Annotated in this window: 22 protein-coding genes; 6 read left to right on the plus strand and 16 right to left on the minus strand. The window is 43.5% G+C overall.

Going from position 1 to position 24,540, the window contains the following annotated elements:
- Positions 1 to 2: 2 nt before the first annotated feature.
- From R7190_RS08280 to R7190_RS08315, 8 genes are all read right to left on the minus strand, one after another.
- Positions 3 to 1,040, minus strand: coding sequence for a DUF2955 domain-containing protein (locus tag R7190_RS08280; protein ID WP_186585451.1), 1,038 nt, complete (start codon positions 1,038 to 1,040; stop codon positions 3 to 5).
- Between the two features lie 12 nt (positions 1,041 to 1,052).
- Positions 1,053 to 2,111, minus strand: coding sequence for an HlyD family secretion protein (locus R7190_RS08285; RefSeq protein WP_017635178.1), 1,059 nt, complete (start codon positions 2,109 to 2,111; stop codon positions 1,053 to 1,055).
- A 35-nt stretch (positions 2,112 to 2,146) separates the two neighbouring features.
- Entirely contained in the window at positions 2,147 to 2,602 is a 456-nt protein-coding gene (gene slyA, locus R7190_RS08290) for a transcriptional regulator SlyA (RefSeq protein ID WP_005373589.1), read from the minus strand.
- 313 nt (positions 2,603 to 2,915) lie between these two features.
- Positions 2,916 to 5,492 (minus strand): quorum-sensing autoinducer 2 sensor kinase/phosphatase LuxQ, encoded by a 2,577-nt coding sequence (gene luxQ / locus R7190_RS08295; RefSeq protein ID WP_186585453.1) that lies wholly within the window; start codon positions 5,490 to 5,492, stop codon positions 2,916 to 2,918.
- A complete protein-coding gene (locus R7190_RS08300; RefSeq protein ID WP_318137537.1) occupies positions 5,492 to 6,589 on the minus strand; it encodes an autoinducer 2-binding periplasmic protein LuxP in 1,098 nt (365 codons plus the stop codon). The genes luxQ and R7190_RS08300 overlap by 1 nt, the downstream gene beginning before the upstream one ends.
- 331 nt (positions 6,590 to 6,920) lie before the next feature.
- Entirely contained in the window at positions 6,921 to 7,238 is a 318-nt protein-coding gene (locus R7190_RS08305) for a GIY-YIG nuclease family protein (RefSeq protein WP_053349265.1), read from the minus strand.
- A complete protein-coding gene (locus R7190_RS08310; RefSeq protein WP_053349266.1) occupies positions 7,235 to 7,885 on the minus strand; it encodes a YceH family protein in 651 nt (216 codons plus the stop codon). The genes R7190_RS08305 and R7190_RS08310 overlap by 4 nt, the downstream gene beginning before the upstream one ends.
- Positions 7,886 to 8,050: 165 nt before the next feature.
- On the minus strand, positions 8,051 to 8,275 hold the full coding sequence (locus tag R7190_RS08315) for a hypothetical protein (RefSeq protein WP_005385630.1): 225 nt from the start codon (positions 8,273 to 8,275) through the stop codon (positions 8,051 to 8,053).
- 220 nt (positions 8,276 to 8,495) lie between these two features.
- Here R7190_RS08315 and R7190_RS08320 point away from each other — a divergent pair, with 220 nt between their 5' ends.
- Both R7190_RS08320 and R7190_RS08325 read left to right on the plus strand, forming a co-directional pair.
- Positions 8,496 to 8,810: a DUF496 family protein gene (locus R7190_RS08320; RefSeq protein ID WP_005373603.1), complete on the plus strand. Its 315-nt coding sequence runs from the start codon at positions 8,496 to 8,498 to the stop codon at positions 8,808 to 8,810.
- A 121-nt stretch (positions 8,811 to 8,931) separates the two neighbouring features.
- On the plus strand, positions 8,932 to 10,275 hold the full coding sequence (locus R7190_RS08325) for an MATE family efflux transporter (protein WP_025767935.1): 1,344 nt from the start codon (positions 8,932 to 8,934) through the stop codon (positions 10,273 to 10,275).
- Between the two features lie 68 nt (positions 10,276 to 10,343).
- On the opposite strand, the gene R7190_RS08330 is transcribed toward R7190_RS08325, so the two are convergent.
- Complete coding sequence (locus R7190_RS08330; protein WP_171342614.1) at positions 10,344 to 12,980, minus strand: ATP-binding protein; 2,637 nt, start codon at positions 12,978 to 12,980, stop codon at positions 10,344 to 10,346.
- Between the two features lie 615 nt (positions 12,981 to 13,595).
- On the opposite strand from R7190_RS08330, the gene R7190_RS08335 reads away from it, so the two are divergent.
- Positions 13,596 to 15,029, plus strand: a complete 1,434-nt coding sequence (locus R7190_RS08335; RefSeq protein ID WP_005373606.1) for a glyceraldehyde-3-phosphate dehydrogenase — start codon at positions 13,596 to 13,598, stop codon at positions 15,027 to 15,029.
- Positions 15,030 to 15,269: 240 nt separating this feature from the next.
- On the plus strand, positions 15,270 to 15,491 hold the full coding sequence (locus R7190_RS08340) for a hypothetical protein (RefSeq protein WP_005373607.1): 222 nt from the start codon (positions 15,270 to 15,272) through the stop codon (positions 15,489 to 15,491).
- A 125-nt stretch (positions 15,492 to 15,616) separates the two neighbouring features.
- Here R7190_RS08340 and R7190_RS08345 read toward each other — a convergent pair whose 3' ends face one another.
- The 4 genes from R7190_RS08345 to R7190_RS08360 form a co-directional block, all read right to left on the minus strand.
- Positions 15,617 to 15,946 carry a hypothetical protein gene (locus tag R7190_RS08345; RefSeq protein ID WP_005373609.1) on the minus strand — a complete coding sequence of 110 codons (330 nt, stop codon included), beginning with the start codon at positions 15,944 to 15,946 and terminating at the stop codon, positions 15,617 to 15,619.
- Positions 15,947 to 16,275: 329 nt separating this feature from the next.
- Complete coding sequence (locus R7190_RS08350; protein WP_005373611.1) at positions 16,276 to 16,890, minus strand: LysE family translocator; 615 nt, start codon at positions 16,888 to 16,890, stop codon at positions 16,276 to 16,278.
- A gap of 109 nt (positions 16,891 to 16,999) precedes the next feature.
- Positions 17,000 to 17,914, minus strand: a complete 915-nt coding sequence (locus tag R7190_RS08355; RefSeq protein ID WP_017819875.1) for a LysR family transcriptional regulator — start codon at positions 17,912 to 17,914, stop codon at positions 17,000 to 17,002.
- Positions 17,915 to 17,954: 40 nt separating this feature from the next.
- The gene (locus R7190_RS08360; protein ID WP_005373615.1) at positions 17,955 to 18,410 is read right to left on the minus strand and encodes an Lrp/AsnC family transcriptional regulator; all 456 of its coding nucleotides are present in this window, start codon (positions 18,408 to 18,410) and stop codon (positions 17,955 to 17,957) included.
- 327 nt (positions 18,411 to 18,737) lie between these two features.
- Here R7190_RS08360 and yjeH point away from each other — a divergent pair, with 327 nt between their 5' ends.
- Positions 18,738 to 20,000, plus strand: coding sequence for an L-methionine/branched-chain amino acid transporter (gene yjeH / locus R7190_RS08365; RefSeq protein ID WP_017635168.1), 1,263 nt, complete (start codon positions 18,738 to 18,740; stop codon positions 19,998 to 20,000).
- Here yjeH and R7190_RS08370 read toward each other — a convergent pair whose 3' ends face one another.
- Positions 20,001 to 21,446, minus strand: coding sequence for a PLP-dependent aminotransferase family protein (locus R7190_RS08370; protein WP_054574585.1), 1,446 nt, complete (start codon positions 21,444 to 21,446; stop codon positions 20,001 to 20,003).
- 100 nt (positions 21,447 to 21,546) lie between these two features.
- Here R7190_RS08370 and R7190_RS08375 point away from each other — a divergent pair, with 100 nt between their 5' ends.
- A complete protein-coding gene (locus tag R7190_RS08375; protein ID WP_005373620.1) occupies positions 21,547 to 22,203 on the plus strand; it encodes a pyridoxamine 5'-phosphate oxidase family protein in 657 nt (218 codons plus the stop codon).
- On the opposite strand, the gene R7190_RS08380 is transcribed toward R7190_RS08375, so the two are convergent.
- Together R7190_RS08380 and R7190_RS08385 are read right to left on the minus strand one after the other, a co-directional pair.
- Complete coding sequence (locus R7190_RS08380) at positions 22,184 to 23,506, minus strand: ATP-binding protein (protein ID WP_171342615.1); 1,323 nt, start codon at positions 23,504 to 23,506, stop codon at positions 22,184 to 22,186. The genes R7190_RS08375 and R7190_RS08380 overlap by 20 nt on opposite strands.
- A 3-nt stretch (positions 23,507 to 23,509) precedes the next feature.
- Positions 23,510 to 24,202 carry a response regulator transcription factor gene (locus tag R7190_RS08385; protein ID WP_171342616.1) on the minus strand — a complete coding sequence of 231 codons (693 nt, stop codon included), beginning with the start codon at positions 24,200 to 24,202 and terminating at the stop codon, positions 23,510 to 23,512.
- Positions 24,203 to 24,540 lie beyond the last annotated feature (338 nt).

Raw genomic sequence — 24,540 nt, forward strand, 5'->3', positions numbered from 1 at the left:
AATTACTGCTCGCTAAAGCGCGTCGCCTCAAAGCTGTTGAGTATTCTGTGAACCGTATAGGTCACAAGCAGCGTCGCAACAATAGCAAACAAAATACTGCTCACGCGATACAGCGCACTGAACATTAAGTCACCATCCGGAGTAAGATATTGGCCGAACAAAATGCCTAATGTGGTTAAGCCGCCAAATCCGGCTCCCGAACCGCTAGACTCTTTCACGTGCATATAGCTGAACATCATCGCACCAATCCAAAGCAATGGGACGATAAACAATAAGGTATCCGACCAATCGTATAATACAAGTTGTCCGACAATACCAAAGGTCACCCCCATCAAGGTCCCCATTGCTCTTTTTCGCGCATACCCTAAAGCACCGTTCCAATGCATAGGAAACAATAAAAGTAAGGTTGTCGCCTGAGCAGACATAGAGTCACTGAGGTCAAATAGCTGGAATACAAGGAAAGACATTGTAGCGATACTCGCCCCCATAATGGCTTCATGACGCATTCGATGACTCTGTTTAGGCTGCGACGGTTTCGCTGGTGGCTGACGAGGTTCCGCATCGGGAATCAAAAATGTCACCACATAAGCAACGATCACTGAAATAACATTCGCTTGCAGGTTGCTAAATATTAGGTCATTTAAGTCAGTGGTTGGATAACTCGCAAAGTGCAGCATGATGCTTAAGCTCAGTACGCTGTTCGCTCCAAATAAGAATAAGCTCCCTTTTGACATACAGGCGAATTTATACAGGAACAACCCGAATGCAATGATTGTCATCATGCCTGGGTGCCCACCAAATAACCCACCAAGCACACCAACTTCTAATCCACACACAACCGCTGAAAAAATCAGTTGTCGTGCGGCATGTAGACTCATGACTGGCACCATTCCAAGTAACAGCATCGGGGTTACAGTAAAGAATACGCCATAGTTCCAACCAAATACTTTACATAAAGTGAAACCAATGGTCGCACCAGTTGCAATGCGCAAACACTGACGGAAGTCGTTTTCCGACATGGGGTGGTCCCATAACTTCATATCGCCTCCTCGTTAATAAATATAATGAAGAAGACTCAAGAATTGGATCTGGCACCTCGCTAACCAACCAGATAACGAGTTTTCTGGCAACAACTGCACGGTTGCTCGTGCCCCTGCTGGAAATGCGCGCTGCTGAGGTTCATCGATAGCTAAATGTAAACGTAAGCGCTGCGCATCTCTCACCCAACGGTTTGAGTCAGTTGGTGTTGCTAAGCGACCATCCGCATCGAATTGACCCGAGCTGACCCCGGCATCCACACTCGTAATACGAGCTTCAAATACATCACCAGGTAAGCTATCAAAAGCCACTAACGCACGGCTGTTCTGATTAAAGTGTCGTAAACTCTTTTCACGAAAGTCGGCAATGATATCCACGTCATCGGAGACTAAAGCGACAAGAGGTGTACCAGCTGCCGCATAGGCCCCCGTCTCCAGCTGCAAGTTAGCGACAACGCCATCATGTTCCGCCGAGACTTGAGTGTAAGACAGATTAAGTTCCGCTTGTTTTAGCTGGTTTTGCGCCACGCGGATATTCACATTCGTCGCGCCTAAATCACCGCGGTTTACTTCCAACTCTTTTAAACGAGCACGTGCGGCCAGTAAGTTCGCTTTAGCTGCCGTTGCACTGCTCTGTGCGTCATCGCGCTGCTGTTGCGAAGTACCATTACGGTGAAACAGAGTATTAAGACGTTTTGCTTCGCGAACTTTTTGTTCCGCCACGATTTTGCTCGCTTCAACGTCTGCTTTTGCCGCAGCAATAGAAGCATCAAGTTGTTCGTTGTTTTGAATCACACGCTCAAGGTTAAGTTGAGCCTTTTCTACGGCGAGCTGATAAGGCTGGGGATCAATCTGAAATAGTAGATCGCCTTGGCTTATTTCTTGGTTGTTGGCAACATAAAGATGCGTAATCTGCCCACTCACACGGGGGGCCACTTTAGTTACCACACGCGTTGCCATTGCCTGAGGCGTCAACGGCATGGCGAGATCTGCAACTAGAAAATAGGCAAAGACAAGGACAAACGCGACGCAAGAATATTTGATCCAACGTGCGAATTTTTGATCTGGAGTCATAGGCGTTTACTTCTCTTTTAATTCGGTTTTCTGACTTATTCGCTAAGTGAATCAAGCGCATTGTGAGCAATCTGATCAAGAATCAATGAAAGCTGCTGAAGTTCCTGGTCGTTGATGTCCGTTAGGAGCTTGCTTCGAACTTGAAGAATTCGAGCCTCCATTTGCTTTAGTAGGGTTTTCCCCTCTTCTGTGAGGCTAACAATACGTGCTCGCTTATCGTGTTCACAGCAATGGCGAGTGATCAGAGATTGCTCTTCTAATAATTTTAATGTTCGCATCAACGACGCTAACTCGATCTCAAGCGCTTCAGCCAAATGCTTCTGACTGATGTTGTCACCCATTCGATAAAGCTTCCATAACGCAGTCCAACGCGGATACGTTAGGTTTAAAGGCTCTAACTCGCGATCTGCAACCATTTTCCATAAACGAGCAACACGAGATAATTTTTCAGCCAGAGAAAGGTCTCGCAAACTGTTGATGTCTTGAATCATAAGATCTACTCAATTACTTAGCGTGCTAAGCAATATAAAATAGTTAGCACGCTAAGTAAATATCTTTTTGTGATTGAAATCACGTTGGGTGTGTCAGTGAAGGGGCAGAAATCTAAGTAATACAACACTATGTTTGAATTTGAAATGCTGCGATGTACACAACAAACGTCGAGACCAATAAAGTCTGAAAAGTCTGAAAAGTCTGATTTGTATAAGAGTAAAAGGGTCAGATACAAAAAAGCACAACCCACAGTCATGGTGTTGTGCTTTTCAGATAATGAATAATTGGGTTATCCCGTAGTGAGCCAATTATTCATGTTCGCTCGACTAAGAACCGCTGCTTAAAATCCACAAATGCTTCATGGAGCGCATTTTCTTTAATCGGCTTGAGAAGCACGTAATTCGCACCCGATTCCATAAAGGCGTCACTGGTTTCTTTCGCGGTGTCAGCAGTACACGCATAAATTGGCGTGCCTAGTTTTAGCTTTTGTCGGATCTCTTTGGTCGTTTCAATTCCACCAAGATGCGGAAGTTGGTTGTCCATCAGTATCAAATCGTAAGTATGATCTTTTAAGAATTCCATTGCTTCTAACCCATCTTTCGCCCAATCAACCTGCATTTTGTACTTGTTACAAAACGCTTTTAGAATGAATGCGTTAGTATGGTTATCCTCTACCAACAACACTTTGAGACTCTCTGCAAATAGTTCACCTGGCTTAACTCGCAAACTCGAATCAAGAGGGGTGAGTACTCGCTCACGATCTTTCACTGGCATTGTAATGACAAAAGTCGTTCCTAAGCCTTTCTGACTGCGGACTTGAACATCACCTTCCAGCATGTCGACAAGGCTCTTCACAATGGTCAGCCCTAAGCCACTGCCGCCGTATTCTCGAGTCGTTGTTGCTTCTTCTTGAACAAAAGGTTCGAACATTTGGTCGAGTTTGTCAGACTCGATGCCGATACCTGTATCCGTAATTTCCACGACCAGCACGCTATTGTCAGCGCCATAGAACTGCTCCAGTTCCGCATGCAAGCGCACGCTACCCGAGGGCGTAAACTTCACAGAATTACTGACTAGGTTGAATAAAATTTGGTTCAGACGAACTTGGTCAGTAAAGATTTCAACATTGGGATCTATTTTGTTTTCAATGACAAGGTTGACGCCTTTACTTTCACAAATAGGACGATAAATGTTTTCTAACGTTCGAATTGTATCAGTGAAAGAAAACGGGTGCTTTTGGATATTAAACTTACCCTGCTCAATTTTCGAAAAGTCCAAAATATCATTCAAAACAGCAAGTAAGTGCTCACCACTATGCCGAAGTACGTCAATTTGGTTATTCTGCTCTTCTGTTTCCACAGAGTCTTTTAGCAATTGAGCAACCCCTAAAATTCCATTGATTGGCGTTCGGATCTCATGGCTCATTTTAGCCAGAAAGTCGGCACGGGCTTGAGCAGATTTTTCCGCTTCTTTGCGCGCCAAGTTACTCTGTTTTTCCGCCTCAATAAGTGTGGTTATATCCTGACCTTGAACAATAATACCGCTAATATCTCCATCAACTCGAATCGGCGATAAGTTCCAGCGATATACTTTGTCTCCAATTGGCACATTAACGCCTGTCAACGTAGCTCCCTGAGCCGCCATGCGAAGGTGTGGCATCAACTTTTCTTTGAAACCTTTGAACACTGGGTGCATGGTTTCAACATCGTTTTCCATGACTAACTCTTTGCGTGCTGCCGGATTGATTTGGACAAGCACACCCGATTCAGACCACACCATAATAGGAGATAACGCAAAGTTAAACAGGTCGCGGAAAGAGCGCTTTTGTGCTTCAAGCTCTTCAAAAGTGTTTTCTAGTGTCGAACCAATATGATCGAATTCCTCAATATCTGACCCCTCAAAACGCTCAAATCCTTTTTCTTCACGAGCCGAGCGGGTATATGCCATCAGGGATCCTAACTCTTCAACTACTCGATTCTCGATCCATTCTTTAGTCATCAGCGCAATCATGACCATACCGATAACTGAGGCTAGCATTGCTAGCAGGTGTTGGATTTGCAATGTCACCACGCTCTGATTGTCTTGCACAGTAAGCAAGCACAAGTCAGTCTCGGCGGCATTTACCTCAATAGGGGTTTTGATGATCAATAATTGGTCAAGCTTGTGCTGGGACTCTCGTCGTTTGAGTACGTCAAATATTTGATAAGCCTCATCTCCTACTAATGAGCTTGCCAATGGTGTGTTGTTAGCGACCAACACAACATTGTCGACGTTGCCTTCATTTTTTAACCTTTCCATCAACCCAAAGTTATTATCTAAAACAACAACATTGTAAGAGTACCCCATCACTTCACCGGTTTTAGGTTGTAAAACGGGTACGCGACGAAGTAACAGATGGCGAGTTCCCATCGGGGTCTGTGAGGGTAGATAATACCAGTTGTTGCTAAAGGTCACCTGACTGGCAAGTCGGCTAAGTATCAGATTGTTGATGCCATAGAAATGCGCGTTACCATCGTCCCAAATAATACCTTGATGATCGGTTAGGAAACGAAACTCTGGTGTATGGGAAGGATCACTCTGGTCAATACTCATGAAAAAGTAATTGAGTGCCTCTTCATCACGTTCTGTATAAAAATCCAATACAACATCACCTTTCGAATTGCTGTTGTGATGAATCTGAATCGCTGCAAAATGGCTATCAAAAATGTTCAGGATCAGGGCAGAGGTCTGCTGCTTGGTTCGGTCGACTTCCTGCCAAATAATCTGCTTCGAGAAGTAATAACTCTGAACAAAGATGCCTAGAATGATCGGAGCAAGTACGAGAATAATTATTTTGGTAATAAGCGTCGACAGTGAGCGACGCTTTCTTGTTTTTGATGTAGTTGTCATCAATTATCTGAGTATCTAAATGCACGTTTTCTTAATGCTTCAATTCTTTCTGGAGAGTCCGATTTGGTAACGACTTCAAAATCACCAGAGTAAACGGTGGGAACTGGCTTTCCTTCTAAATCCCACTTAATGGCCTCAGCCATTGCAATACCTGTATCATCGTTCATACGCATAACGGTAACGTCTAACTCCCCTTTAGAAAGCGTCTCTAACTCTGCTGAACCGCCGCCCCAACCATTGATCATGACATCATCACGACCTAACTCTTTAAGAGCGTCAACAGCACCTAATGCTACATCGGTAGAACACGCGTAAATGAAGTCAACGTCCGGATACTTCTCCAAACTGGCTTTTGCAGCTTCATACCCAGATTGCTTTGTTGCTTTGGTGTAGTAAGCAGATTGTAGTTCAAATTGATTATCGCGGTTCACTTGGTTGATAAAAGTGTTGCCTCTGATGTCACTAATGTAGCCCTCTGAGAAGTAGAGAACACTATAGTGGCTATGTTTAGGGAAACGCTTGCCAAACTCAACGGCCAATTCACGACTTCCTTCTGCGTGGTCGAAACCAACATAAAGAAACGGCTGATGATGTTCCCAATCCCTAACAGGTGTGGTGATATTTTGTAAAATTAACTTGGTTTTCTTTGAATCTAAGACATGCTCAACAAACTTACGATGTCTTGTGGTATCTAGAGTAAAGATCAAGTAATCGGAGTTGCTTTTCAGCGCCTCCATTAAAGACAAACTTTGCTGCTTTATATCTGCATTAGGACGAGTAAACACTTGATTTAGTTGATAGTCGATATCAAGCTTATCTAGGCGTTTTTCAAACGCATCGATGTTTCGAATCCAATAATCAGAGATCTGCTGCCCTGGATAAACAACAGAAATTTTCAGTGGACGCTTTTTGTCTTTTGCTACGGGTACAGGGGTTTCTCTTACCACTTCAGCCAACGCACTAGTTAACTGCTTCTGTTGTGGAAACTGGTCTAAAAACTCTTGATATGCCCAATACCCATTAAGAACTTGGGTGGCCTGCACATTCGGCGCAAAAGCGGCCATTGAAATCAGGGAGAATACTAACGCTTTTTTCATCTACTGCTCTTTTAGCTTTTTTATGAGCCTAATTCAGCTCTATTCATTACCTAGCCGAGTCATCCTATACTCTTGTAATCTACCTTCCTCTTAGTGCCTGTTTCAATAGTAAATTAGTTCTTGGTCTGAGTGGATGCAAATGAAAGTACATTGAGTCGCTTCCTTTGTCTCGATAACGTAGAGACATTTCGCGCTTTTCATATTCAGGCCCTTTAAACAGAACACCAGCCCATTATGCGTCAGTTTATTCCTACATGGTACTCCAAAAACAAAAAGAAACCGCCAATGTGACATAGGCGGTTTCCGTGTATCTTTGCGTAGCAAGGGCTTATCAGAGTGCCACTATCTCTAACATCATTTGTTGATGTTCGTCGACGACAATATTTGCTTTTGACATAACGAGCAGCTCTTTTTTCGCTTTAGTTAGTTGCTTAATATAGTACTCTGCTCGCATGGCAAGCGTCTTTGACTCAAAATCCGATGACCATTCCAATATCAAAGGGCCTTTTCCCTTCAAAGCTTTAGCTCCTTTTCCGGTTTGGTGCTGATTGAATCTTCGTTCAACATCATTGGTAACACCACAATACAACGCGTTGCGGTTATTTCGTATCAGGTAGACACTCCAACGCTGCGTTGTATTTTCCATCATGAAAGCAGTGACTCAACCTTAGCTTTTAATTCATCCAGCTCTTCTTTCAGCTGAGCGACTTCGAGCTCTAGCTGACTTACTCGATCGGAGCTCGATCTTGCAGCAGACACAGGCGCTGCAAGTTCGGACGCATCAACATCACCACAGAACAAATGCATATAACGCGACTCCCGCTTACCAGCCTCACGTGGTAATTTGACCACTAATGGTCCTTTCTCTTCGCTTGCTAAATGCTCAAGGACCGTTTCCACTTCTTTTACATCATGAAATGTCGCGAGACGATTAGTACGAGTACGAATTTCCCCAGGTGTTTGAGCACCGCGCAAAAGCATACAGCATACAATGCCTTTCTCCTGCTCTGTCAGCTTTAAATCACCAAATTCCGTATTACAGAAACGGTGTTGATACTTGCTGACGCGGCTGTTGAACGCACTTTCGTCACTGACGAGCCTGCGCTCAATAAGAGCATCAACGGCATCGAGAACGTCTGACTCAGAGAGTGACATCACGGGATCACGGTTGCTTTTTTGATTACACGCGTTGGTTAATGCGTTTAGGCTGAGGGGGTAAAGATCTGGGGTAGTGACTTCTTTTTCGATCAAGCAACCAATAACTCGTGCTTCAATTGCCGTTAGCTCAACTTTCATAATGCATTTCCTTATTATTTTTGCATTTGACTTTGTACCTAAATCGCTTCGAAATCATACTCCATAAATTCACACAGCAGTGCAAGAAGCGTTAGCGGTTCAGGTGTTGGTGTCAGGCTAAAGCATAGCGTAAGACCTGACACCCCTTACGAATAGGGTCAGGTATCAATGCTCCGAGAGAATCGGCACTCTCGTCAAATTGCCATCTTGGTCGACCATCATTATTTTTGAACGATTAAGCTCAACTTCGATGATTTCGAGTTGCTCACGGGCGTTGATATACGCCGTTTTTAACTTTTCAGCCACAGAGCGAGTGACTTGCTCATTATCTTGACTATTTACTTGCTCCGCAGTGTTACCAGAGTCCATATCAAGTTCATCATTTTGCATTCAATGGTGTTGATAATATAGTGAAGGCCACGTTATGACAATTAATCGATGGATTCTACGATGTTGGCCAAAACTCGAAGAAAGCAGCACGATTATATGGACACAGCGCAATTGGTTGAGAAATGTTCAACTCTGCATTGCTATTGATCTAAAGACTGTTATGCCACTGGATGTTGTGCTTTAATCGAGGAAGATATTCATAAAATTAGGAAAGAGAACTATGAGTAGCGTATTTGAAATCGTTAACCAAGCTCGTCGTAAAAACAAACTAAAACGTGAGCTTCTTGATAACGAGAAGAAAGTTCGTGATAACCGTAAACGTGTTGATCTTCTAGAAAACCTTCTAGACTACATCAAACCAGAAATGACTCACGATGAAATCGTCGCAATCATCAAAAATATGAAAGCAGACTATGAAGATCGTGTTGATGACCACATCATTAAAAGCGCTGAGATCTCTAAAGCACGTCGTGACATCAGCCGTCGCATTCGTGAGCTGACTGAAGAAGACAAGCAAACTAGCGGCAAAAAATAAACGCGTAAGCTAGATTTTCGAACCCCGAGCAAGAATATCTTCCTCGGGGTTTATTTTTGTCTCTAAACTAACCGCCGTGTACAATCAATCTAACTCTTATTCCTAACGCATTCAGCTTTCTATGTCTTCAACTACGACAAGTACACAACCAACGCTTGCAAAACAATTATTTACGATGACCTGGCCAATGCTTTTTGGCGTTCTGTCTTTAATGAGCTTTCAGCTTGTGGATAGCGCGTTTATCGGTCAGCTCGGCGTTTTACCGTTAGCCGCTCAAGGTTTCACTCTGCCTTTGCAAATGGTCATTATCGGCATTCAAGTCGGTCTAGGGATCGCAACGACAGCGGTCATTTCTAAAGCTCTTGGGGCGAATGAAAGTCGGTATGCCAAACAACTTGGCGGATTAGTATTGATGATCGGCTCAATTGGTGTCGCTATTTTTGGCGGGCTAATTTGGCTTTTGCGCTACCCCATTTTAGCTCTATTAAGCGCTCCAGAATCTGTTATGCCGATAATCGACAGTTACTGGCCTTGGTGGTTATTAAGCTCATGGACTGGTGCGGTTTTGTATTTTTATTACAGTATCTGCCGAGCTAATGGCAATACAATGTTACCTGGCACAATGATGATGATAACCAGCGGCGTGAACCTTGTGCTCGACCCGCTATTTATTTTCACGTTTGACTTGGGTATTAACGGAGCGGCAATAGCAACCATCGTCGCTTTTGGGTTTGGTATTTTAGTCGTCGCTCCTCGCGTGAAAAAGAATCACTGGGCAACGACACAATGGCAAGATCTTAACGTAGCCAAAAGTGTTGCATCTATCGGTAACATTATGGGCCCTGCGATGATTAGCCAACTGCTGCCACCGTTGTCTTCCATGCTAGCAACAAAATTATTGGCAAGCTTTGGAACCGCAGCAGTCGCCGCTTGGGCGCTTGGTTCACGCTATGAGTTCTTTGCTATCGTTTCGGTCTTGGCGCTGACAATGTCTATGCCTCCAATGGTTGGACGCTTACTTGGAGCAAAGAACTATGAAGATATCCAAAGGCTCGTCAGTATTGCCGTAAAATTCATTCTAGGTTTCCAACTTTTGATTGCTGCCATTACATTTGCCGTCGCAAATCCACTCGCATTATTGATGACAAGTGATGTGCAAGTGGAGCAAGTCTTGGAAATGCATTTACTGATAGTGCCGATCAGTTTGGGTTCATTAGGGGTTTGTATGCTAATGGTTTCTCTTTGTAATGCATTAGGCAAATCTTACACCGCGCTCACTATTTCAGCGCTGCGCTTGTTTGTCTTTTTCCTACCGTGCTTGTGGGTTGGCGCTCAAATGGATGGAATCCGAGGTTTACTCTTAGGCGCTTGTATCGGCAACCTGTTAGCTGGTGTTTCCGCATACCTAACCTATCGCCAAACCATACGCAAACTCGCAGGCGCTCAAGCCAACGCACAACAATGAATAATCAGAACTAAGCCCCTGAAGTGGGGCTTTATCGTTTTGAGGCCTTGTCTAAGTTGAAATGTTAGCTAGGCGAGTTTTAATTCACTAAAGAGCTCAAATAACTGGTTCGATTTATACGGCTTAGGTAAATAAGCATCCATGCCTGCCGCAAAACAGTTGTGGATGTCTTCTTCCAAAACACTCGCAGTGAGTGCGATAATCATCGTTTTTTCACGTCCTGCTTTCTTTTCCCAACGACGAATTTCTTTCGTCGCGGTCAGTCCATCCATCACGGGCATCATGCAGTCCATTAAAATTGCATCGAATTCTTCTCCCTTTGTGATGGCTTCTAACGCTTCTTGACCGTTGCTTGTTATCAAATAGTCATAACCTGCTTTATCCAGAAAAAAACTCGCTATTTTCTGGTTCATCAAATTATCCTCCGCAATTAAGATCCTCCGATGAGAGCGCGACGCTCGATATTCAGAGCTGACAACATTATTGGTGACATTGTCACTTGATATAGTCTTTTCAACCTTAGCTAAATCATCAATGACATGCTTAAATCGATTGCCAAGGAAAGGTAATGTGAGTACGGCATGTACTTTTTCTGCATTTTCGTAGGGAGTGGATAAATGATGCTGGCAAATAATCACACGGCGAAGATCGTAATTAAATGATAGATTATCCAAGATTTCATCGGTATTAGCGTCGTCACTGTGGCACAGAAATATGACATCAAAGTCATCATTTATCGCTTGCACTTCATTCACATTATCAACACCAAAGAGATTGATTTTCGCTAAGCGACACTCTTTTAATACTTGGTCGGCGTAGTCGTAATTTGAGCAGATCAAAAGCCCTTTATTAATCACCTCCGAACGCCAGCCAAACACCGGAATTGCTTCAACCTCAATCGAGAATTCAAAGCATGTGCCCACTCCTTTTGTAGATGTTGCTACGAGCTTGCCCCCCATCATCGACACAAGCTGACAACAAATTGCCAAACCCAACCCTGTACCGCCAAATTGCCTCGACACTCCTTCATCTTCCTGAGTAAAGGGTTCAAAAATCGTGGTTAACTTATCTTGATCAATGCCTATTCCGGTATCTTCTACTTTAAACGTCAGCACTCCACGTTCTTTCTCAAGTAATTCCTCATAACTAACATCAACGCATACATGCCCACTTTCGGTAAACTTAACCGCATTCGATACCAGATTCGTAACTACCTGTTTGACACGATGATCATCGACCATCACGCGAATGGGGATATTTTCAGCTAAATTAATACCTAACTTTAGCTGTTTAGATGTTGCTTTGGATTGGAATAAAATCACCGACTGATACACGACTTCTCGGATATCCGCTTCTACTAGTGACAGCTCCAATCGTCCAGACTCGATTTTAGAGAGATCCAATATATCGTTAAGTAAAGTAAGCAGTGTTTGAGATGAGGAGTCAATGTCATCAACAACTTCTTGTTGATGCGAAGACAACTCACTTTGAGAGAGTATTTCTGTCATGCCCATGATCCCGTTAAGGGGCGTGCGTATTTCATGTGACATGTTGGCAAGAAACACAGATTTTGCACGATTAGCCGATACTGCTGACTCTTTTGCATGCAGTATTTCTTCAGTTTGTCTCTGCATTTCTTCAACCACTCGATTCACTTGCTGAGCAAAAATGGTCAGTTCATCACTTCCATCAACTTTGACTTTTGTTTGCTTCTCTTCGGAGTTGATCAACGCGTTTAAAGTATGAATGATCGCATCGAGTTTGCTGTTAACTCGGAACCAAGTACTAAATCCGAGCCAACAAAGCAGGATAACCACTAAGGCGACGCCAAAACTGATCATCGCTATATTGGCCTTTTGTTCATGAACCTGCGTGAGAAGCGACTGCTCAGTTTGTTTGGTGAACCCATCAATGAGCACTTGTAAGCGCTGCACACGAAAATCGAGTTCTTTTAAATACGCGGCGTAGTCACTTTGTGACATGTCTCCTGACATTAATTGTCCGCGAGACGCTAAGTTTCTCTGATATCTCGGCGAAGTAAACAAGCCAAGCAATTTATCCACTTGCTCGTATGACCCACCTAAGTTTAAAAACGCATCCAAATTTTGCTGCTGTCGGTCAATCGCCTGATAAAACATACTTTGACTTAGCCGACTCTCAGGGTCTTGGACTAAACGGTTCGTCAGCCAAGCTTCTTTCTGTGTCCAAAAAGAGAGCTGAGCAAGGTAGGCAATAAAATTTTGCATGCGAATGCCATCGTCACTGCCATACCATTGATGATTTTGCAACAAAGAGCGCGACATATTTTGGAGCTGTTGAAATGCCCAATCACCCAGGTCGTCCATCTCACTCAATCTACCTGACAATACCCCCAGCATGGCTTCTTTCAGTTCATCAGCATACTCAGCAGTATTAGGGTTACTCACAAACTTTTGATGCAAAGAAGAAATAACTTCACCTTGTTCTTCAATATTAATGGCTGCAGAGACTTGAAGATCAGGCTGTCGGCGTACTTTCTCTATGGAGTAAATAAAGTGGGAGGCCTTGGATATCAATTGGAAACCTTGAATATTGCTAACCGTTTGATTGAGACGGCTCACGCGCAACGCATTATCAGAAAACTGCTGAACTGCAAACACCACTATTACCACAGCGGGTAATAGTGCGAGGAGTGCTAAGCGTGTTTTTATTGATAATCTCAACATCCATCAGCCTAATGGTTGATTTCATCCGTTTATTTAATATTAGACTAGTTTCTTGCATTGAAAGGCATATACGACATTGTTACTTTCAAACAACATTCACCTACTTAGATTATGGTTATTGTGAGTGTTTTATCATCGGCTAATGAAGTGGCAATTGTGATTCAAGTCATATTTTTTGATCTTAAAGTTGGATGCAAACAATAAAGTTTCACTCACAACTAAGAGTCGCATCACTTTTCAGGAAATCATCTATTGTATGTTTACCTATTGAGTTGCCTTATCGAGTCAAATCACACAAAAATGCAAAATATCCATTTTTGTCAACAAAACTAATTTGAAAGCAAACGTTATCATCGCAAAAAAAGTAAGTTACTTTCTAAATGTCAATACGTGAAAACCACTGCTTTAGTCACATTAATCCACCACTAACGTCCCCTTAAGTAGTGTTTTACACTGGATTTAATTTTCCTAGCAGAATAAGGACTCCGACCTTAGAATCCGCACACATAACTATTACAACCCGATTACATAACCCACCACACTCTTGCACGCTGCCGAAGAGGCAACAGCAGAGAGTATGGTTAGCCCCCAAAACGTGAAAGGTCTAATACAACAATGAGTCCAGAGAAATATCTCCAAGACTGGCAAACTAGCCAAACGATTGCTGAATCTATTTCCCCTCTAATTGGTAAGCTATATCGTCAAAAAGGAATCGAAGTGGTTCTGTTTGGTAAAACGCTTATTAATGCTACTACTATAGACATTCTCAAAACTCATCGCGTTGCAAGACGTTATACCGGTAACCCACTTTCGCTTGAGCACACGATGCCTATTATTCAAGCGCTTTGTGAAATGAGCATTTCTTCATGCCGTGTCGATGTTGGCCAATTGGCAACTATGTACTGGAATGAACATGACGATACAAGCTCTCTAAACGATTTCCTTATCACTGCACTTGATGGTGCTCGCGACGCAGATTCTTCATTGAAAGCGCGTGATGTGGTTCTTTACGGGTTCGGTCGCATTGGTCGACTACTTACTCGCCTTCTCATTGAGAAAAGTGGTCCAGGTTACCCACTAAGACTACGTGCGATTGTGGTTCGTGGCGGTAAAAAAGGCGATTTGGAGAAGCGTGCTAGCTTGCTGCGTCGTGACTCAGTTCACGGTCAGTTCAACGGTAGTATTGTTATCGATGAAGAGCGTAAAGCACTGATCGTTAACGGCAACTACATCCAAATCATCTACGCAAATAACCCAAGCGAAGTGGATTACTCAGCTTTCGGTATCAATAACGCGCTAGTTGTTGATAACACAGGTGTTTGGCGTGATTCTGAAGGCCTGAGCCAACACTTAGCGTGTCAAGGCGCAGAGAAAGTACTGCTAACAGCACCAGGTAAAGGTGACATCAAAAACGTTGTATTCGGTGTAAATGAGTCGGTAATTAAAGAAGATGACACCATCATCTCTGCGGCAAGCTGTACAACAAATGCAATCACGCCAGTCCTTAAGGCTCTGAACGATAAATATGGTGTTCTTTCTGGCCATATTGAAACCGTGCACTCATACACAAACGACCAAAATTTGATTGACAACTTCCACTCTGGTGACCGTCGCGGACGTAGTGCTTCGCTAAACATGGTTCTGACTTCAACAGGTGCGGCAAAAGCAGTTGCTAAAGCATTGCCAGAGCTTGCAGGCAAGCTAACAGGCAACGCGATTCGCGTACCGACACCAAACGTTTCTATGGCAGTCGCTAATCTAAACTTAGGTGAAGACGTAGACCGTGATTCACTGAACGATTACTTGCGTGAAATGGCGTTGAACTCTGAGCTTTCGGCACAGATTGACTACACCGATTCAACAGAAATTGTATCAACTGACTTAGTTGGTTCTCGTCATGCAGGCGTCGTAGATGGTCAAGCGACTATCGCACAAGACAAGCGTTGTGTACTTTACATCTGGTACGACAACGAATTCGGTTACAGCTGCCAAGTTGTGCACTGTATGGAACAAATGATGGGTGTTCGTTACCAAACATTCCCTCGATAGGTGAACATTGCTCCACAACGTTAACCACACAGCGTAGCGGACAATATCTCATATTTGTTCTAAATAATAAGCGCCATGCGCATTACTAATATTTTTCCCCGTTTATACGCCTGATCACCCTCAGGCGTTTTTTCGTTTCATTCATTTGACACTCTCCGGACAAACTGAACGTCAGCATTCATGTTTTGTTCATGTTCACAGCATTAATCTGAGCACATAAATTACAGAGAGGTCATGATTATGAATCGGATTATTGTAACTGCACTAGCACTGATTACCGGCTTTTTTACGTTAGTATTTAGCTTGATCATTGCGATTCCGTTGACCATCGCAGCATTAATTACCGGTAAACGTATTGAAAAGCGCGTCAAGAAAATGCAGAGAGAAATGCACGAAGAGTATGAGTTTAATACAGGTAAAGCAGATGCGATTGAAGGTGAATTTGAAGAGGTTCGCCGGTAAGTAAATAAGATTTAGATGAGTTTCTCTCCCCCGACCGCTCCTGAGAAACTTCTTGCTTTCACCCTGTCCTTAAAATGGCAGGGTGCTTTTTTGAAAAGCACAATATTGAATAAGCACCTAGCGGTTTATTGCTTTATCTTTTTGTTGTAGGAGGCTGTGTAACCAGCCTCCCATAAATCACCATCGACACCAGAGTATGGGTTGGATTCTTTCGGAGCGCCGCTTAGGCAAGCATCTTTGCCTTCCTTCTTAATTTCATCGATGTGATTTAAAACAAAGTCAAAGTGTTTAGGATCAGCCTTTTGTAGTAACCCGTACAAAAGGCCAAAGCCAAGCATCGTAAATACAAACAGTTCAAAAAACACCCAAATGCTCTTTGTTGAAAAGAATATCCAGGCAACGCTGCAAACACTGGTCAAAATTACTACTGGAGCTAAATCTACTATTCTTTGCATATTGCTCTCACCTTCTAAACGGTCATGAAGTCTCTACCCCTTTCATAGGGTAAGTAAGAGGAAAGTCCGTTTTTATCCAATAAAGCACTCTCGACTTAATATGCGACACTGTTAGTATTAACGTTAAGTGGCTATCGTTCTCATTATAACAATGCGTTGGAAAGTAGCTTTCACAGCAAATGAGAATATGAACCAAAGTAACACTATTGATAATATTAATTTTAGCAACATTTAGCGTCAGAATTACGTAAATTGTGTAAGGGTTACTGAGAGTAGACAAAAAAGCAGCCACACGGGCTGCTTTTAGTATTTCTGTCTTGCGAGCTTGTCTATACCGTTACGACCACTCTAAGAGCCAGCAGCATGAGTACTACTCCTGACAAACGATCAATCAACACTGCCTTAGAGCGAATTCTGTCAACGACTTTAGAGCTCGATAGCACTAGGGTAATAAAGGTGTACCAAAGCCCATCCACAACAAACGGCGTGGCAACAATGATCATCTGATTACTCAAATCATTACCGAGCGCGACAAACTGACTGAATAATGCGATAAAAAACAAAGCAATTTTGGGACTTAAAATCGAGATAAAAAAGCCTTCTCGCGCAGACTGGATTACCGTTGTTTCCTCACCTGACTCCAACTTCGCAGCCACACCACCTTTTGAACGCAAAGCATTAAACCCTAAATACGCAAGATATGCCGCACCCACAAGGCTAATCGTCTTGAACAGCATCGGGCTTTGCTGCAAAACAACAGCGAGCCCAATCAAGGTAATAAACGCATATATACCAATGCCAAACGCATGAGCCCAAGCCGTAGCTAATCCATTGATACGTCCACCAGCCAACGAGTGCTTAGCGACAATAGCTAAACTGGGACCTGGTGACATAGCCCCTAATAAACACACGGTAAAAAGTGATAACCAAACTGTTAGTGTCATAAGAATCTCCCCTCTTTGACGCTCACTCTATCAACGGAAGAGGTATAATTAGAAATCAAAGTTATTCATACTAATCATGACTTCAAGTCATGGCTAAACGGTGTACGTATTAGCGAATGGAATATTCAGAGATTTGCATTACTGAGCGAATCTCTTCTCGCACCCATTTATGCGCAGGATCCGTGTCGTATTTGGGGTGCCACATTAACCAATATTGATGAATAGGTGTTTCGAGTGGTAATGCTTTATGGGTTAAGTCCCAATGCTTAGCGAGGTTAACGGCAATATGTTCAGGAGCCACCATCAGGTGCTCACTTGCAACTAAGCGATTGATCGCAGCAGAGAAGAATGGAACCTTAAAGGTAACGTGGCGGGTGTGCCCTAGCTCTTTCAATGCTAAATCAGTGTAGGAATCTTTGTCTCCGCCGCCAGTCACTTTGATGTGTGAATATGAAATCAAGTCTTCAATACTGATCTGGTCCTGCTTTGCTAACGGATGAGAAGATTTCATCAAACAAACTGATGAATCCTCACCAATTTTAACGCTCGACACACTCTGTGGTTTTTCTGGATACATAGAAGACGCGATATGGATGCCCGTCTCATGAAGTTTATCAAGAAAGTTGGGTTGCCACAGTCGGTACGCCATATCTAACTGTGGCGCTTGTTCACCCAAGTGAGAGGCAATATCGGGCAATACGTATTGCGCCACGTAGTCACTAGAAGCAATAACAAGCTCACCTTGCCACTGCCGCGGCTCAAAAGGTTGGTCATCGAGTAAATGGTCAAACTCAGCCAGTAATGCATCAAGCTTTGATTTTAACGCTATTGCTCGTGGCGTTGGTATCAGTTGATTACCTTGACGAATAAGCAGTGGGTCACCACACAGATCGCGCAATTGTGCAAGCTGTCGACTGACGGCAGACTGCGTAATGTGCAAACGGTCTGCGGTCCGGCTGACATGACACTCCTCTAAAAGTACATGCAAGGATCTAAGTAGATTCAAATTAATGTTGTTTAACATATTCGCTCAGAAGGGTTTTCAACATGGCATCCATTCATGGTCACTTCACAAACAGGTTCCCAGTCGTGTTAAAGAATTCAGCTAAGACGGTATGAGTCATCAGGTTTCGAAGCTCTGGATATCGTTGAATTTGATCTCTGATTTCGTTCAAGCGAGCCATCGTAGGCACTTCGACAAAAACCATCATGTCCGTCTCACCGCTGATCGCATGACACCATTTTACGCCATCAATTTTGTATAACTCGTCCGCGTATGATTCGCAATAATACGTAGAGGTTGATTTATCGAACTTTAAGGCAAAATAGGCGCAAATCGAATCCCCACCCGAAGGTGCAATTTCAGCGTGATACCCTAGAATCACTTTGTCATGCTCTAGCTTACGAATACGGGCCGTTACCGCAGAACGAGAAAGGTTTACTTTATCCGCAATTTCAGTCACCGACAGCCGAGCGTTGTGCCTGAGCAGATCCACAATCTTATGATCAAACTTGTCCATACCGTTACCAAGCTTTCCTTATTTTTCTCATTCTATACCGATTCTAACTGCATAAGAAACCAACATTTTGTTGGAATTATTTAAAACAACCGTCATATTGACGGTTTAGTAAATCATTTTGTTATTAACATTTTGGATATGCTATTTGGCGGGCATGAGATGAGTGCTGTTATCCATTTCAACAGAAAATAGATAACACATTGAAATCAAATTCCCAACTTAAGTACTCAGCACATAAATAGCATCGCTTAAACACATAAAACGAAATAACCAGAAGCCACAAGCTTTTTCGTAATAAGCCTCATAACATTGGATGAATCAATTCGCATGGAAGAGCTCAAAAAAGACATTTCACTCACATCAGGTATCGCACAGTTATCCACCACATTAATGGGAACTGGGCTGTTTATGATCCCGGCTATCGCAGCAGGTATAGCTGGCCATTTTTCACTATGGGCTTGGATTTTATTGTTCATCGCGATTTGTCCTATTGCGCTGACTTTTGCTCAACTGGGTAAACGATACCCCAACGCGGGCGGAACAGCCTTTTTTGTACGCAAAGCCTTTAACGCCAAGCTGGAAAGTAGTGTCGCTTGGCTATTTGTTAGTGTCATTCCGGTAGGGGTTCCGGCCGCGATTGCACTCGCCGCAGGCTTTCTACAACAAATATTGCCAGAGCCTATTAGCAACAATCTGTTTGCACAAGTTCTCACGGTAGTACTTCTTGTGTTCGTCAACTTGATGGGCACAAAATCATCAGGTCATTTACAAACTCTTATTGCTTTGAGTGTCTTCGCACTTGTTGGCGCATTTTTATGGAAAGGCGACGTTAATAGCGCCGATCTTGTGATGCCCGCCATCACACAAGAGTCAATTTGGCCTATTACCGCAGCGTTAGGCGTGATGTTCTGGTGTTTTGTTGGCATAGAGGCTTTTGCCCATATGGGGGAAGAGTTCAAAAACCCTCAAAGAGATTTCCCTATTGCCATTGTGGTCGGTTGTTTTGTAGCAGGGGCTACCTATTGGGCATGCTCTGTCGTTATTTTAAAATTTGGCGCGTATGGTAACGCTCAATTTGATAACGCATCCATCCCCTGGCTTAGTGCCCAACTACTAGGCGATGGAGCCAAATGGATAATCAGCTTGATAGGTTTCTCCGCTTGTTTCGCGAGCGTTAACTTATACACACAGAGCCTAGCGCGAATGGTCTGGGCTCAAGCTCGGGAACATCGTCCTTCTAGTCCACTAGCCAAGATTTCGCGTCGTGGTGTCCCTTTCTCAGCCACCATATTAGTTGGCGGTATATTATTGATATCTTGTGTGATAGGAACCCTATCACAGCTCGATCTGGAGTTTTTCCTAAAACTCGCAAACAGTGTATTCGTTCTGGTTTACATGTTGGCGATGTTAGCCGCTTTTAAATTGCTTCGAGGATTTGGTAAAACACTTGCGGGACTGTCCCTACTGCTTTGTACCGGTGTTTTTATATGTTTAGGCTGGTCAATGTTTTATGCACTTGGCATTTTTACTCTACTTTTACTGCCTTGGAAACAGTGGCGACATAAGCGACAAACACGTGTAGTTGAATAGTCATCGCTTCCCATTTCGAAATATGTGAGCTAAACGTTGGATACCAGCGTCTATGTTCTCTAACGCGATATTGCCGTAACCAAGCACGGCACCATGCCAGTGACGTGCTTGAAAATCTGGGTGTTCATAATAGCTCAAAGGTCGCAAGATGATCCCTTCATGCTCTGCTAGTTTTATAAAACGCTGCTCATCCATACCGTCTTGCCATTTCAACGTAACATGAAGCCCCGCCGCTTGGCTAACGACGCAAACACGGTCGCCAAAATGCTGTTGAATGGATACATGCATCTGTTCATGCTTAGTTTTGTACAGTCGACGCATTTTTCGAATATGACGTAATAACCCACCTTCAGTAATAAAGTCTGCCAATGCTTCTTGTGTATGCGTCGGCGAATCACCACTTAACGCATCCTTAACCACTAAGCATTGCTCTACTGAACGTTCAGGAACTACAAGGTAGCCAAGCCGCAATCCGTTAAACATCACTTTACTGAAGGAACCCACATACAACACACGATCATCTCGACCCATTTGAGCTGCTAGCCCCTGTAAGCTGGTATAGGGACGATGAGCAAACTGAAATTCGCTGTCATAATCATCCTCGATGATCCAACTTGATTGTTCGACCGCCCAGTTGATGATCTTTCCTCTTTGCTCGGTATTGAGTGTGGTACCCATCGGATATTGATTACTTGGTGTAATATACAGCGCATCGGCATCGCTTGAGGTCACCGCTTCCACATCAAAACCTAATTTCTCTGTTACGAACAAAGGCTCAAATTGATAGTTTTGGAACTGAATCAACTTCCGCATTTGCGCGTAACCTGGTTGCTCCATCAGAACCTTATCACCTTGTTTGAGCACTACCATCGTCGCAATCGACAACGCTTGCTGCGCCCCAGAGGTAATAATAATGCGCTCTGGAGAACAATTCACTGAACGGCTTGATGCGAGGTAGCCAGCTAAAGCACAGCGCAATGCCCAACTACCCTGAATATCTTGATTCCCCAACAAGCAAGTACGAGACATATGGCGAGTGAGTAACTTTTGCCATTGCGCCATCGGAAATGCGTCCAAATCCGGCACACCCGGTGCAAATGCGCGGTTGATATCAAAGTGAGCTTTCGGTGATGAGTCTCTCTGAACTGAACTAGGTTCAGGCAAGTACTGCTCTGGCAGTTCTACGGCAACATAAAAGCCAGAACCTTTTTGGCTGTTCAAGTACCCTTCCGCCACTAACTGTTCGTAGGCAGAAATCACGGTATTCCTACTTAGATTAAGCTCTTGTGAAAGCTTCCGCGTAGAAGGCAGCTTCCCATTCTTCACCCACAGTCCTTGAACAATTTTCTTGCGAATAGCCAAAAACAACGCTTGCTGACGCGTTCCTTCACTGTCTTTTAAATGTAGGTCACCGATATCAATCAAAGACAAACTGGATCCATCCATTAGTTAAAACTGGCTCTCTTTAAGCTACCAGTTAAACGCTACATTGCAATCAAAGAATGAGGATAAATCGCTCGTAATCGTGAGCAAGCAAGGAGAGAAAATGCTATCCAACACCAATAGAACGGAAATTAAGAAAGGCGCACATAAAGCCGTCTCTGATGTTAGCAAACTGCACGCCATCATAGATGAAAGCCTAATCGCTCATATTGCGATAACCAACGAGTCAGGCCCTGTGGTCATCCCTATGCTGGCATGGCGTGTCGATGATTACGTGTATATCCATGGTGCCAACAACAGTCGACTATTACGCTCACTCAAACAAGGAGTGCAAACGTGCTTAACCTTTACTTTGTTTGATGGTTGGGTATTGGCTCGAAGTGCGTTTCACCACAGTGCGCATTATCGCAGTGTTGTGGTCTTTGGCCAGTTTGAGATGGTGGAAGATAACCAAGAGAAAGACAGGTTGCTGAATCACTTTATTGAACAGATCGCTCCGGGGAGAACAGAACAAGTCCGTTTGAGTAATGAAAAAGAACTCAAAGCCACCATGCTGCTGCGTATTCCACTCCTAGAAGCATCAGTGAAAATCAGCAATTTTGGCGTCAACGACGATGCGGAAGACATGGACATCCCTGTTTGGGCAGGTGTCCTACCCTACCGAACCGTCGTAGGTCCGCTGCAAGCTTGTGACGATTTGTATGAAGGTATCGCAGAGCCAGACTACCGCAGTGCCTACTCTAACCGTTGGCAGGAATAAGCACCGTAAAACGTGCGCCGCCTAAGTGACTCTCGCCGACAGAAAGCTCCCACCCCAGTTGCCGCGCTGCACTGGTAGCGATGGCAAGCCCTAAACCAAAGCCTTTCATGTCGGCGTTGCGGCTTTTGTCTAAGCGCGAAAATGGTATAAATACTTCTTCTCGCATCGCCTCAGGGATGCCCGGACCATCGTCCTCAATATCGATGCTCCAGCAATCCGCTACCGTTCGAATCGTCACCTCAACGCAGGATTCACCGTAACGCTTGGCGTTTTGCAGTAAATTATCGAGGACGAGGTTACCCAAAGTAGGCTGAAAGTGAATCAATTGGTTCGCGAGTTCATTTTCTGCTCTCAACATGGCGGACTCTAAGCCTAGGTAATTCATGCGGCTTTTACACCAAAGTGGCAGTTCCATGGTTTCAACAGAATCGATCCATGAGTGGTTTTTCACACTCAAGCGAGACAGCATGACGATGTCGGATGTTAAATCCGTCACTACATCAACGTATCGTTCAATATCGTCATGTAACTCTGCCTGCATTTCACCACTCGTGCGTCGAGCTAAATCCGTCGCTAGCTGAATACGACTCAGCGGAGTGCGCACTTCATGAGGAATAGCTTGAGTAAAGATGTGTGTTTGGCGCACTCGTCTCTCAATCTCTTCAGACATGCAGTTGAAGCCTTGGGCGAGCTCTTTCACGGGTTGCGAAAATTGCTTTAGCTCGACTCGCGTATTCAACTCACCAGAACCAAATTGTTGTTGCGCAGCCGTTAGTTGCCGAATTTGGCGGTCAAGACGTCGTACAGGTATGTAAACCATAATGCCTAAACTGCATACAACAACCAAAAGTAGAGTAAGTATAAATACAATCTCAGAATCTTCATTCCAATCAACGTGTGGGCTAAAGAAATCCGTTTTTTCTTTGAAAACTAAACTCTTCGAAGTGTTAGGCAAAGGGAATACCGCAGCATAGGTACTGCCATCAATAAGATAAACAGGTATCCCTTGCATACGGTACAGCAGATTACAATCTCGACAAGGCGGTGATCCATCCCAGTTTTCAACCAATGTTAAATCAAAGATAAAGAAATCTTGCTTGCCGTTTTCGGTTAACTTCTTGTAGAGAGAATCCGGAGTGCCTCGTTGCTCAATGTATTGATCGACAAAATAAGCACCATCGTTCAAAAAAACACCGACTTCTGTTTTGCGCATGTACTCTTCCCCTATAAAGAGAAACAAAGCAACTGTCAGCGCAAGGCCGGTTACTAACCCCACATATAGACGAGTAAACAGGGAAAACACGCGTCATTTACCTGTCAGCATGTAGCCGTGGTGACGTATGGTTTTAATGGTAGCCGTATGGATATGAGCCTTGGAGAATTTCTTCCTTAGCGAGGATATACGCATATCAATCGAACGATCAGTAATGCAGTATTCAATGCCTCGGGCAAGACGACAACATGATTCACGAGATACTGGCTTATCGACATTCAGCATCAGGAGCTCTAAAATTTCAAACTCAGAACTCGTTAAACCAATATCTTTTTGCAAATAAAATGCTTGGGAGCGACGAAGACAAAGACTAATGCCATATCGACTCAGCTTTTCTTCTTCAACGATATCAACTTGACGACAATAGCGACGCAACGCTGCTTCAATACGGGCGAGAAGGATATTGCCTTTTATCGGTTTGGTAAGGTAATCATCAGCACCGAACTTAAATAAGCTCACCTCGCTCATTTCATCATCGGTCGCAGTCAAAACAATGATAACACCATGATAAAACTTACGCGCCTCTTGGCATATTTCTGCGCCATTCTTTCCTGGTAACATCAAATCTAACAGCACTAGGTCAGGCTTGAGTCCCCTAATCGTTTCTAATGCATTTTGACCGTTATCGATGACAGTTACCGTATACCCCTCGGCTTCGAGGTACATTTTGGTTAATCGAGCAATCTCAGAGTCGTCTTCTATCAGTAAGATTGTATTACCCACCATGAATCATTTACTCCACCAATATGATGGAGGGAGTATATCGCTCGTCCTATACTGCGCAACCTACTTAAATGATAATTTTAATAAAACGCAGGCTTACATACGCTTACAAACCATACATATACGATAATCCTAATCATTCTATACCCCTAAAGCCATGCAATAACCTGAGGTTTTATTCATTATCAGAATATAGCTTCACATAGAAAATAAAATTCGGAATAAAAATCCACTATGTTTTTAAATATATCGAATAATAGGTCTTACCAAAAAACAATATCAACATATATGACTTAGTTTGCTTATATAGACAGGACTTTATGTTGCTTCTAAGTTTCTTG

It is taken from the genome of Vibrio sp. 1078-1 (assembly GCF_033340475.1).